Source organism: Calditrichota bacterium, assembly GCA_014359355.1.
GTDB lineage: Bacteria > Zhuqueibacterota > Zhuqueibacteria > JANLFK01 > Oleimicrobiaceae > Oleimicrobium.
In genome coordinates this window covers 1-12,596 of sequence record JACIZP010000265.1, presented here as the reverse complement: position 1 = coordinate 12,596, position 12,596 = coordinate 1, and the positions used below count along the sequence as shown (strand labels likewise).

Sequence of the window (12,596 nt, the reverse complement as noted above, 5' to 3'; positions counted from 1 at the left end):
GAGCATCTGTCCCTGGTGGCACGGTGGGGTCGGATCCTCGGCATGATCGACCAAGAGGGCGCCAGCGTGAGGGCTGCTGCGGGGTGAGCCTCTGGTTGGTGGGTCAGGTGCTGCCCCTCACCTACGCGGTTTCCCTGTTGCGCGGCCTGTGGATGGGCGAGCCCGGGGTAAAGTATCTGAACGGAGAAGGCATCATTGCCTTTATCCTCCTTCTCGCTGTGGTAATCTTGGCAAAAGCGTTTTGTCAGGAATGAGAAGTGGTGCCTGGAGAATCTCATCCCGAGACGCACATGAATCCCCTCTCCTTTCTGCCTTCGCTCGAGGGAAGGCGGGCTCGAGATGCAGAGACCATCGAGCCCAGGTGGATGAAGAAGGTGGTGAAATGACCCCGCGGCGCACATTTCACCAGGTCGTCCTTTTGTGGCTCTTCGTCTCGCTGGGCTTTGGTGCCTCAGGAGAGCCAGGCATAAGGCTGGAGGTGCGCACGCCCTCGCCTGGAATACTGCTGGTAGAAGCTACCGCCAACGCCCGGGTGGAACAAAGCGCAGAGGGTGCACGCCTTCTCGCATCGGCAGCCACGGCACTTCCTGTGATCGAAAGGCCTGGTCTACCCCGCCTGCCTTTTGTCTGCCTCACCCTTGTGCGTGCGGGGGGCTACCCCTCTGCGCAGCTTGTGGAAATGGCCTCAGACACCGTGGCCATTACCCTCGACCCTGGTGTTGAGCCGATTGAGATTTCCTTCCCTGAGGAGGGAACGCAGCTCGAAGAAGAAACGGCGCCGCCTGCTGGACTCCACCCCTCTGAGCCTTTCGAGCTGCTGTCTGTGGGCAGCCTGCGCGGCAGACAGCTTTTCGCGTTGCGGCTGTTTCCGTTCCGCTACGATCCACAAGGGAAGCTGGTTATCCATCGCAAGATGCTGGTGCGCGTCACCGGTGTGGAGGCTATGGAGCGGGGTCGCCTTCTTCGCCGTGAGGCAAAGCCACCGCAGCAGTTGGCCCATCCGCTGCAGGCTGCATCCGGCTCCACGGTGCCTGGGTCCGCCTTGCGCCTGGTGCTCAAGGAGGACGGCATCTATCGCGTCACGGCCGCACAGATTGCCAAGGCGGGCATCGATCCCACCACCATTGACCCCAGGAACCTTCGGCTCACGCATCGAGGCAGACAAGTGCCGCTGTACGTCTTCGGCGAACGCGATGGCCGCTTCGACCCCAACGACTATGTGGAATTCTGGGGGGAGTCCAACCGGCAGACCTTCCAGGCGGTTGCCCCGGACATGTATCTTGACCCTTTCTCGGATGAGAACACCTACTGGCTGTCATGGGAAGGACCGCCGGGGATTCGCATGACTGAAGAGCAAGCAATCTCCAACACCAACGACCCATGGGCAGTCACCGTTCCTCGTTCCTACTGGTACACCGTCCACATTGAGAGGGACGACAGCTACAATCGCCTCGGCCAGTTGCCTGCGGATTCCCTGCGTGACCATTGGTTCTTCGACAGCGGCCTGCAAGCAGGTACTCTGCGGGAATATCGTTTCCACCTGCCTTGGCCTGACCAGGAGGCTTCCGAGCAGGCAGAGCTGCGCGCCATGCTCCACGGGCTCAGTTCGGTTCCCGGCGTGGCACACAACCTCTCTCTGTTCATAAACGGCTTCCGCGCCGCCGAGGCTGAATGGATCGGTCAAGACCGGATGGCCGTCTGGAGTGGGCCTGGTGCCGGCGTGCCCCCCGAACGTTTGCAACATGGAGAGAACACGCTCACCCTTATCAACAATTTGGCGCCGGAGGTTGTCGACCTGGTCGCTCTGAACTGGTTCGAGCTCTCCTACGCGCGGCGCTACCGTGCCGAGGACGACATAATCGAATTCACCCTCCCGAAGAACGCCGCCCCAGGTTTGTACGAATTCCGCGTAGACGGCTTTACCGTGCCGTATGTCGAAATCTACAAGCTCGGCGTAAGCAAGATCATCGGCGCGGCGGTGGAGCGTGTGCAGGACGAAGAGGAGCGTTGGTCGTACCAGGTGCGCTTTCAGGACCAGGTCTTCTCCTCAAACGCGCGCTACGTGGCGGTAGCAGACCGGGCGAAAAGGGCACCCCTGCGGATGGAGCCCGCCGAGCCCACCTGGCTGCGCTCCTTTGCCAATGGCGCGGACTATGTCGCCATTGCGCCAGATAGCCTTGTGCAGGATCCGGCGTTGCAGCAGCTCATCGCGCATCGCCAGTCCCAGGGCCTTCGTACAGCGATCGTGCCATTGCAGGCTGTCTATGACGAATTCAACTACGGCATACCCTCGCCCTATGCCCTGAAGGAATTCCTCAGCTACGCCTGGCGCTATTGGCAACCACCCGCGCTCAGGTACGTCCTGTTGGTGGGGGATGGTTCATGGGACTACAAGGACAGGCACCGCCGTGCGGGAAACCTCGTGCCCGTGTTCCTTAGGCAGACGATCAAGTGGGGGGCGGCCGCCAGCGACCACTGGTACGCTCTGATAGACGGGGACGACGAGGTACCGGACCTGCTTATCGGCCGCCTGCCCATACGCAACAGCCATGAGCTCGCCGCGGTGGTGGACAAGATCCTCAGCTACGAGCGCACCAGCCCAATGGATACTTGGCGCAATCGACTCCTCCTCATCGGCGGCAACGGCAGCATCTTCCGCCAGCAGAGCGAAACTCTGTTGGCAGAAGTCATCCCGGTCCCTTTTGCGGTGGAACGTCTGTACACTGGGGCCAGCGCCGCCAATGACCCTTTTTTCGGAGGCACCACCCAACTCATCGAACATCTGGCCCAGGGCGTCGCCTATGCAAACTTTCTTGGCCACGGCGGCGGCGCCGTGTGGTCGGACAATTCTCTCTTTCGACTGGAGGACGTCGCGCGCCTTCCGCAAAACGGACGATATCCCATCGTCTCCAGCATGACCTGCTTCACGGGGGCATTCGAGGAGCCATCCCGCCGCTCCCTGGGCGAGGAGCTCCTGGTGGCGCCAGGCGCAGGCGCTGTGGCGCTTTTGGGTTCCTCTGGCCTGGGTTGGGTCTACAATGACTACTACCTGGTGCGAGAATTCATCGACGCCTTGGTGCACGCCGATGAAGCCACCACCCTGGGCGAGGTAGTTGCCGAGGCCAAGGTGCGGTATCTGAGCACATATCCCGGATACTTGAACTACTCCATGGTCAGCCAGTACAATTTGCTTGGCGACCCGGCACTGCGTACCGTCTTGCCTCGTCAGAGTTGTCCTCTGCAACTTGCGAACCGCGTGGCCAAGGCAGGCGACTCCCTGCATGTCCAGGGAGAGTGGCACAGTTCCGGCGTCGCGGTGGTGGACCTTACCGATGCGCAGCGGAGGACCGTAGACACCCGACTGAGCTTCGTCCGCAACGGCGCCTTCAGCTGCAGCTTCGTTGTACCGAGCGACTTTGCCGGCGCAGGCCACGTGCGCGCCTATCTCTATGACGAGGCGCAGCGGCAAACCGCGCATAGCGCTGCCTCCTTCGCGGTCACCGAGGTGTTCATCGACTCGGTGTGGACCACCCCGGAAACGCCCCGCGCCGCCGATAGCGTGCTCGTGCGGGCCAGGGTCTTCGCCTCGGGCGAGCTTGCTTCGGTGACCTGTCTCCTGGAATCGCCCAGTGCCGATACCATGGGCATGACCCCCATGACGCTGGGCAGCACGGAGTACATCGCAGAACGGAGAATCCCTCCCTTTGCGCGCGGTACCGTGGTGCGTTTCAGCGTTGTCGCCCGTGACCAGGCACAGCACGAGCAGCGCTCGCCCCATTCGTACACCGTCTGCTGGGGGCCGGAGCTTTTTGTCGACCCAAGCGAGACGCGCCTTAGCGGCACGACCATGACGCAAGTGGAGGCAGCCATTTGGAATTCGGGGGACGTCGAGTGCAGGGGCGTGCTTGTGGACGTTTTCCTGCTCGACTCGCTGAGCGGCGAGTGGCTCCACATTGGCAGCACGACCGTGGACGTGCCCGCGCGGCAGAGGGCGGTGGCTGCCGTCCCCGGCTTTTTCGGCAGTGGTACGGTGCAGGTGCGCGTGCTGGTGGACGGGGATCAGCGTTTCGAGGAAGCCGACGAGCACAACAACGTCGCCGATATCCTTCTCCAAGTGGATCGCTTCACGGTCACCCCTATCTTGGGCAGTACAGCGTGGGGCACAGCAACCGACACGCTTCGCTTTGGCAGCGACCTTGCGCTTTTGGTAGGGCCGGGCAGCTCATCCGTTGCCACGGTGGTGCAGGGGCGGCCCATTGACTCCCTGCAGGTGTTCGACCAGCCCGATCTTCGCCCGCTGCGGCTCGGAAGCAAACCGGTCGCCTACGAGCTCTTCACCATGGGCAATGCTGCGACGATTCCGGCCACAGCCGGGATTTGCTTCGCCGCTGATTCCCTTCCTGCCTCGGCCGCTCTTTTCGCCTACCGGAGCCTGACACGCAAGTGGGAGCGCATGCCCACCTTGCGCAAGGGCAGTTGGCTCTGGGCCCAGGTAAGCCTCCCTGCGCGCCTCGCCTTGATGGAGTCAGACGACGTGCTCCCGCCCACCATCGAGATCCTCGTGGACGGCCAAGCGCACGTGCAGGGGACGTACGTTGCGGAACAACCGCTTATCACGTTCCTCGTGCAGGATGCCAACGGCGTGGCACTGGGTCCCCACAGCCTGAACATTATGCTCGACGGGCAGCCGGTAGCAGGTAGCGGTCTGCTCATGCCGGATACTGTGGCCAACGGCAACCACGTGCCGGTCTCGTTCCGCCCGCAGCTTGCTCCCGGAACCCACTCGTGCCAGGTGCAAGTCTGTGACTGCAGCGGCAACATTGCCGGCCCGATCGACATAGCGCTCACCGTTGCTGCTGCGTTCCGCCTGAAGGTGCTGGGCACGTATCCCAACCCCTTCGCACGCCAGACGGTCTTTGTGTACGAGCTCACCCGGTGGGCAAGCGACCTATCCCTCTCGATCTACACAACTTCTGGGCACCTCGTGCGCCGCTTCTCCGTAGCGGAGGCAAGCGAAGGCCAGAATCCCTTGGCGCCCGGCTACCATGAGATTCCGTGGGATGGAACGGATGAAGACGGCGAGCAGGTGGCCAACGGAGTCTACTTCTACAAACTTCGGTGCGTGGATGGTGATGAGGTCTTGGAACAGACCGGTACAATTGCGCGGGTGCGGTGAGTGATGAGCAAGGCAGCCGGGAAAACTGCGCTTGGCGCCCTCCTCGTGCTCTTTCTGCTGCCGATGAGGTTGGCTGCCCAATCCGGCAAGTACGGGGCAGCCTTCTTGGACTTTGGCGTTGGCGCGCGCGCTCTGGCCATGGGCGGAGCCTTTGTGGCTGCCGCTGATGATGGTTCTGCCTTCTACTGGAATCCTTCTGGTCTCACGGGGGTACCAGCTCCAGAAGTGGCCTTCATGTACGCATCCGCCTTCGGCAGCATCGTCAACCCTCTGGCGACGTACAACCACCTGGGCGTCTCGCTGCCTCTGCACGGCACTGCCACGATAGCAGCCAACTACGTCCGCCTGGCGGTAGACGACATCCCCATATTCCCCGAATTGCGTGGGGAGAGCTTTGGCCAACGGCTTCTCGATCCCTCCCTCCGGCCAGACGGCCAACCCCTGGGCTATTTCAGCGACCGTGAAGAGGCCCTTGTGCTCTCCTTTGCAAAGATGAACACCCTGACGACAAGCCTCGGCTGGCTGTACACAGACCTTTCTCTGGAGATACCAGTCGGCATCTCGTTCAGGATGGTACGCCAGCGAGTCTACGGCTTCAGCGCCAGCGGCTTCGGCGTGGATCTGGGCAGCATGGTACGGCTGGATGTAGGCGCGCTGTTCGACACACCGTGGGTGGGCACCTTTGCCACAGGCCTCGCCCTGGTCGACGTGGCGGGCACGGCACTAACTTGGAGCACCCGCCACCAGGACCGCATCGCGCAAGATGTGCGCCTCGGCTTGGCCTACTCCCAGCCAGTACCGTGGCGCAAGACAACCCTCCTGGTGTGCTGGAGCAGGAAGGAGCGCCCAGCAGAGAGCAACCATTGGGGCTTGGAGTATCAGCTCCCGTGGCTCGCCCTGCGCCTAGGCGTGGATAACGGCAAGTTCACTGCCGGAGCCGGGTTCGACTTCTGGCGCCTCACCGTCGACTATGGTTTCGTCAGCGGCGACCTTGGCAACGTGCATCGTGTCAGTGGGTCGCTGGTCATTGGCAGAAAGGGGCAACGATGAAGACCAGGACTGCCATTCTGGCCCTCGGCAGCTTTTTCCTTTTGTGCAGCAAGAATGTGACAGAGGAGCGTGGGCCAGCGGCGCCGATCCTCTTGCCTCCGCCGGATGAGTTGGCGGTGGTCGAGAAAGGCATCGACGCCGTACCCGAAGCCGATGCCATCCAGCTGGACTGGTTGGCGCCGGAGGGCGAGGAGGTCGCCGGCTTCCGTCTGTACCGTCGCACCGGACGCTCAGGCCCCTTCCTCCTGCTCAAATCCTTTAAAGCCCAGGATAGCACATATGTGGACGCGGCAGGGATCGAAATCGGGACGCGCTACTTCTACTTCATGACGGCCGTAGACTACTCCGGTCGCGAGAGCGCCCCTTCTGACACGGTGGACTACATGCTCGTGCCCAAGGCATTCAATCTTCACTGCAGTGCGGGGCTCACGCCGGTCTTCCGTTGGCATGTGCAGGACTATCCTGCGCAGTACGTGCTCAAGTTGTTCGATTTGAGCGACGGAAGCAAGGTATGGTTTAGCCTGGTCCCTTCCAGCTACCAAGGCCAAGAGGAGGTGGTGACCTACAACTGGGACGGCGCAGCGGCAGCTCCCGCGCTGGTTTCGGGGCGGCAGTACCGCTGGCGCGTGGATGTGGTAGGCGTCGAGCGCAATTCTGGCTCAGAGTCGGCCTGGAGCCGGTTCACCGCCAGCCCATGAGCAGCAAAATGTCCTCTGCGGCAAGAATTCTGCTTGACAATTAACGAAAAAGGTGTATATTAACTTCACAAGTTGGCGACTTGACGCACATTTCGGAGGCCAGATCATGAAAAAGCTCATGTTGCTGGTTCTGATGGTGGCAATGGTAGCCGCCTGCTCGACGAGCTGGGCACACGGCTGGTTGAACGGGGGCAGAGGCCTGCTCCACGTGCGACCCGCCTGGTCCATGGAACCACGCCACTTGACGCTCTACGCCCACTCCGACTTTTTCGGCAAGGTAGGCGAGGTTGACCCCCTGACTTCGGTGGCTTACTGGGACGTTGTCGGCCTGGTGAACCTCTCCTACGGCTTGAACCGCCGTTTCGAGTTGGGCCTCACCCAGGTAGTCTACCAGGACAACCACAAGGTCAGCCCCGGGTACAACCTCCTCGATGACCTCTTTGCCACCGTCAAACTGGGTGGCTTAGGCTCCAAAACCAGCGCGCTCTCCTTTGGCTTAGCCGCAAATGGCCGCTTTCCCACTGCTAAGTACCACAATCTCGCCTTCGAACCCTATTCTGCAGGGAAATTCGCCTGGGGCTTTACGGGCATGATGAGCTATGCGTTAGACCCCCTCTACCCAGACGAGGACGTCAGCTTGCATCTCAATCTCGGCTACCTCAACTACAACGACGTTGGGGAGGAGTTGACGGAGTGGCCGAAGAAGATCGGTAACCTCAAGGTAAAAAGTCCGACGCAGGAATTCCTGTACGGCCTGGGCCTCAAGCTGCCGACCAGGGAGTTCGACTATGGTCTTGAGTTCTATGGCAACTCCTTCATCCAGAAACCGCCGGCCAGCGCCTACGCGCGAGAGAACTACCTCTATATCTGCCCGTCAGTGGCCTACAAGCCGGCGCGCTGGGTCTCATTCCTCTTCGCGCTTGACTATCGCCTCACCGCCGACAAAGACGAGACCATGTACGGGACCGGCTATGCTCCCATTGGCCCGTTCAAAGATGAAAACATCCCCAACTATCCCACCTGGCGCGTCAACGTGGGCGTGAAGCTGGTGTTGCTCCCCACCTCGGTATACCGCATGACCGAACGGGACCTCCTGCTGCAGAAGGCAGACACCCGGCGCGAGCTCTTTGAACAGATCATTCGCGAGCGACGCCAGACAGAGACCGCCGAGCAAGAGTTGGAACGCATCAAAGAGGAGCGACGCAAGGCAGAACGGGAACTGGAGCGTTTGCGGAAAATCCTGGAAGATCAGGCCAAGCGACGGGAAGAGCTCCAGAAACTCCGGGAGGAACTGCCCGAGACGAAGAAGACTGAGCCTCCGCCCCAACCTTGATTGGCGGAGATTGCAAAAACTCAAGCCCTGCCTGAACAGGCAGGGCTTTTCATTTTCCTCACGCCCCAGGATGGCCGCCGACGAACGGCCAAGGCGCAGTTGCGCCCGCCGGGACTACTCACTTCCCCTGCAGCAGGAACCCACGACGGTTCGCTAAAACTCCAGGCCTATGCTGAATCGTTGCACATTGTCCAGAATGCCAAAGTCCAGGTAGGCATAGTCCAACTTTAAGCGCACGCGGCCCAGCAGCTCGTAGGCAAGGCCGCCGCCGAGCGACAGCCCCTCCTCGCCATCCCGCAGGAAAAGGGACTTGTAGCCGGCCCGCAAGAACACGTTCTCGTTGAACGCATACTCAGTGCCCACATTCAGGTACTCGGTGTTGTTGTTGGGATGAATGGCATCAATCGCCACGGTCAAACGGTTGTGGGCGGAGTTGAGAAGCTCCATGGCCACCCCAGCCCGGAAGATGAGCGGCAACGACCACTTGTCGGTGGCCAGATGCGCGATGATCTTGTCGTTGTTGCCATACTTGGACGGGTCGATGTCGTGGTTCACCTGCGTGTCCTTCCCTTCCAAGCGCATCTTGCCACCAAAGTTGGAGATGCTCGCACCGATGCGCATCCCCTTTAGCTGCGTGATGAACAGCGTGCCCACATCGATGGCAAAGCTGGAGGCGCTCATGTGCCATATCTTCTGCTGGATGTATTTGCCGGTAAAGCCGATGGAGAAGCGGTCGGTAAGGGCGCGCGCGTAGGAGACGCCCAACGCCGCGTCGCTTGCCCCGAACCGCTCGCCAGTGCCCTCCGGGTAGAACACGGTGCGTACTTCCATCTCGTCCATGCCGAGGGCGCAGAAGCTTGCGCCCAACGTGCCGAATGCGCCCAAGGGCAAGGCAACGCCAGCAAAGTCATAGTTCATGTCCGCCAGCCATTCCGTGTGCCCCAGGTGCACCTCGTTGCGCGACAGGCGCGCCAGGCCCGCGGGATTCCAGTAGAGCGCGCTGGCGTCGTTGGCCGTGGCCACAAATGCTCCGCCCATGGCCAACGCCCGTGCTCCCACCTCTATTTCCAAGAAGCAGGCACTCGTCGTGCCGACTTTGGAGACGTTTTCTACGAACTGGCCCTCAGCAGTGCCGCACACTGCCAGCGCGAGCACTACCCAAAGAACGTTTACTCGTCGCATAGCTGCGTAGTCTCCCTGCTTACTTGATGACCGCGAACTTGCCAATGGTGCTCCCTAAGCCGGGTGCTTCGATGTGGTAGATGTAGATCCCATAGGCGATTTCCATGCCGTCTTTGGAGAGCATGTTCCACGACTCGGCGCCATTGTCGATGGTGGTGTCATGATGGATCTCTTTCACCAAGTAACCTCGCGTGGTGAAGATTTTTATGGTACATTTGGGAGGCAGGTGGATGAAGTCGATCTTCCGCTCGCCCCGTCCTGACTGGTAGAAATGCTGCGGCTCCCAGGAAGCCGTCACCACGTACGGGTTCGGCACCACCGCGATGCGGCTGAGCAGACTGTCGACCTTTGCCTTCGCCTTCGGCAGCTCCAGTTTGCTCCCCTCGGCGGTGAACTGGTAGGCGTCCTGCGAGCGGAAAGGCTTGGTAGTGTGCAAGAGCCACACATCGCCAGGCTCCGGGTGGTTGATTTGCACAAAGGTCGTGTCGTAGGCCCAGACGCTATCCCTGAGGGCGATCACCGTGTCAATGCCCCCTATGGTGGTGTGGATGTACTGGACATCCACACGCAGCAGCGTCGAGTCCACGAGCATCGAGTCCGGTTTGTTGAGGATGACCTCATAGGTGACGGCAGTGCCAGTGGGGGCCGGCATCAACACGATCGATTCGCCAGGGTTCCAGTACTTGTTGCCGTCCTTGTCCATCAGCACGAAGCGCGCCTCGCGCTGCTCGCACACGTTCCAAATCACAAATGGCGCATGCGTGCCCGCAAAGATCTGGCCGTCGCGCACCCGTTCACCGATCCGGCCCTCGAACCGGAACTCAAAGTCGCTCTCGTACAGCTTGCCGCCGGTGTAGAGGCGAACGGTGTGGGTGTAGTTGCAGTCTCCCTTGATCCAACCGCTATTCTCAAGGTCAATGGCCAGTGGTTGGTCTTGCACCACCATTCGCAGTCCGTCAAAGATGGGGTTGTCCAGCTGCCCCTGGACATAGGGGCTTCGGAACACGGGGTAGTAGAGGTACGAGTACTCGTACTCCTGACCTTTCGCCATCCCGCCGCCCGTAATCATGGCAATCATCCCGTTTCTGGCGTCCAGGCGATAGTCCACGCCGGGCACCAAGATCCGCCCACCGCCTGCGGGCATGACCACAAGCGAGTCCGCCACCAGCGGCGCTGCGGCCAAGGCCACCCAGCCGGTGTCTGCCACGAAGCGAGCGGTGCGTCGTGTCAGGTCCATGACGGAAAAGGTCTTGGTGGTATCGGAACCCTTGGGATAGTCGTCCTTGAAGCTCACCGCATAGCGCCGCCCGTCCGGGACGCGCATGGGGTCCACGGGCACGATCTCGATGGCACCTGTGGCAAAACCGCTGACGTGCTGCAGCGAGCCTGCCTTCGTCGACAGCCGCGGGGCCTCTTTGTAGCCGGCTGCTGGGGCATTCGGCCGCACCACCACGGTGTTGAGGTCGGTGCTCAACACCCTGCCTGCCGCGTCAGTGCGGATGCGCTTGGAGCACTCGGCCGGGGCCATATCCGGCAGATGGGGGATGGGACTAATGCCGCGTTCATAGAAATCCGCATAGTAGCCCTTGTCGAACGAGCAAACGGCGTAGTAATAGGTCTGGCCGTTCTCAACGTCCGTGTCCGTCCAGAAGTGTAGTAGGCCACTGTCGTTGCCCATGTTCATCTGCACGCCGTTGAAGGCCACCGGGTGCGGCCCTTTCAGCCCGTCCTTGAGGTCGATGATGGCCACCGGCTTGTTGAAAGTGGGGTTGCCGTAGGCGTCGGTGATGGTGTACGACTCCAGAAAACCTGGGTCGGTACTGCGGTAAATGCGATAGCCCTCAAAGTCAAAGCCATAAATCGGGTCCCAGGACTTCTCTGCCGCCCTGTCCCAGTAGAGCGTGACCTTGTGGTCGCCGGGCACTGCGGTCACCTTCGGCTTAAGCGGCGGCTTGGTGAAGTTATAGTCCCGATCGTAAATAATCTGCATGATGCGCGCATTGCGGAAAATATCCTCCTGATCCTCGCCAAAGAGCATCGCAATGGCGAACTTCCGCATGCGGCCTGGCTTGAGCGGGAAGTAGCCGGAGCCGTAGAGGAACGTGATGTCGGTAGTCTGCTCCGGGTTATCGATGAAGTGACCCGGAGTGGTGAGCTGCCACATCTCCTCGTCGTTGGCCAGGTTGAGGCCTTTGCGCCAGTCCTTGGAATCGAAACTGGTCAATCCGATCTGGTCGGCTTCGTCGTTGTCGGTGTACTCAAAGTTCGGCTCTCCGGGGTCGGGCTTGCCATTGCCTTCCGTGCCGTCGGCATCCGTTCCCATGTACTCGGGCATCAGCGGCCCCACTCCATCGCTGCCGATGTCGTCGGTCTCCGGGTCCCAGTCGCCGTCGTTATCGATGCCGTCGTCCTGGCTTTCGTCGACCATCCCGTCGCCGTCGTTGTCGATCCCGTCGAAGGGGTCGCCGGGTGACTCTAAGTACTTGAAGCCGAAATAGGCCACTGGGCCTCCCCAGGCGCCAACGTTGTCGTGGTCATACTGATAGACGATATCGTCCTGGCGATCGAACCAGCTATCGTCGTCGCGCTGGTCACCGTCGTCACCCACGTCCGCGTCGCCGTACATGCCAAAGACCATCTTCTGGTACTCGGTCAATCCAGTGTTTCTCACCCAATAGGTCCAGATGAGAATGTCCTCGGCCGCAGGATGGGCCCACTGGTAACCGCGTACTTGCACCTCAATGGCCAAGCCCCGCTTGGTGGAGTCAAAGGGGTCAGGATAGAATTTGAACTCGTCATTGACATAGTCATTCATCACAAAATACGACTCCTGGTCGGCGCGGGCATAGGCACCGTACTGGCCATTCCACAGGGGCACACGGGTCACAGGATTCACCCACTCCGGTCGATCCGGCCACACCCAAGGCCAGCTGTCCGGTTTGCCGTCACCGTCGTTGTCTAGCGCATCGCTCATCGCCACGTTGCTTTGGGTCGGGTCGGCATACCCAGGGAGCGGCTCAAACCCCCATTGGTAGCCCAGAGGCGACCTGTCGTTGCGACTGGCATCGGCATACCCGTCGCTGAAGATGTGGCGGATGTTGCCCTCTGCGTCCACCACCTCCGCGCCGATGATCGGGGTAAATTCGGCAATGTAGGA

Annotated in this window: 7 protein-coding genes; 5 read left to right on the top strand and 2 right to left on the bottom strand. The window is 61.0% G+C overall.

What is annotated here, in order from left to right; all coding sequences use genetic code 11:
• The first annotated feature begins 83 nt into the window (after positions 1-83).
• From H5U38_11735 to H5U38_11715, 5 genes are all read left to right on the top strand, one after another.
• Positions 84-254 (top strand): hypothetical protein, encoded by a 171-nt coding sequence (locus H5U38_11735; GenBank protein MBC7187694.1) that lies wholly within the window; start codon positions 84-86, stop codon positions 252-254.
• A 128-nt stretch (positions 255-382) separates the two neighbouring features.
• Entirely contained in the window at positions 383-5,176 is a 4,794-nt protein-coding gene (locus tag H5U38_11730; GenBank protein ID MBC7187693.1) for a hypothetical protein, read from the top strand.
• 3 nt (positions 5,177-5,179) lie between these two features.
• Complete coding sequence (locus H5U38_11725; protein MBC7187692.1) at positions 5,180-6,226, top strand: hypothetical protein; 1,047 nt, start codon at positions 5,180-5,182, stop codon at positions 6,224-6,226.
• Positions 6,223-6,924 carry a hypothetical protein gene (locus H5U38_11720; GenBank protein ID MBC7187691.1) on the top strand — a complete coding sequence of 234 codons (702 nt, stop codon included), beginning with the start codon at positions 6,223-6,225 and terminating at the stop codon, positions 6,922-6,924. Before H5U38_11725 ends, H5U38_11720 begins: the two co-directional genes overlap by 4 nt.
• Positions 6,925-7,030: 106 nt before the next feature.
• The gene (locus tag H5U38_11715; GenBank protein MBC7187690.1) at positions 7,031-8,257 is read left to right on the top strand and encodes a hypothetical protein; all 1,227 of its coding nucleotides are present in this window, start codon (positions 7,031-7,033) and stop codon (positions 8,255-8,257) included.
• 153 nt (positions 8,258-8,410) lie between these two features.
• Here the strand turns inward: H5U38_11715 and H5U38_11710 are convergent, their stop codons facing one another.
• The gene (locus H5U38_11710; GenBank protein ID MBC7187689.1) at positions 8,411-9,439 is read right to left on the bottom strand and encodes a PorV/PorQ family protein; all 1,029 of its coding nucleotides are present in this window, start codon (positions 9,437-9,439) and stop codon (positions 8,411-8,413) included.
• Between the two features lie 19 nt (positions 9,440-9,458).
• Positions 9,459-12,596, bottom strand: a 3,138-nt coding sequence (locus H5U38_11705; protein MBC7187688.1) for a hypothetical protein, incomplete at its 5' end; no start/stop codon positions are given.

Coding starts and splice junctions, on each gene's coding strand:
- H5U38_11730 (MBC7187693.1), top strand. CDS start 383: ATGACCCCGCGGCGCACATTTCACCAGGTCGTCCTTTTGTGGCTCTTC.
- H5U38_11725 (MBC7187692.1), top strand. CDS start 5,180: ATGAGCAAGGCAGCCGGGAAAACTGCGCTTGGCGCCCTCCTCGTGCTC.
- H5U38_11720 (MBC7187691.1), top strand. CDS start 6,223: ATGAAGACCAGGACTGCCATTCTGGCCCTCGGCAGCTTTTTCCTTTTG.
- H5U38_11715 (MBC7187690.1), top strand. CDS start 7,031: ATGAAAAAGCTCATGTTGCTGGTTCTGATGGTGGCAATGGTAGCCGCC.
- H5U38_11710 (MBC7187689.1), bottom strand. CDS start 9,439: ATGCGACGAGTAAACGTTCTTTGGGTAGTGCTCGCGCTGGCAGTGTGC.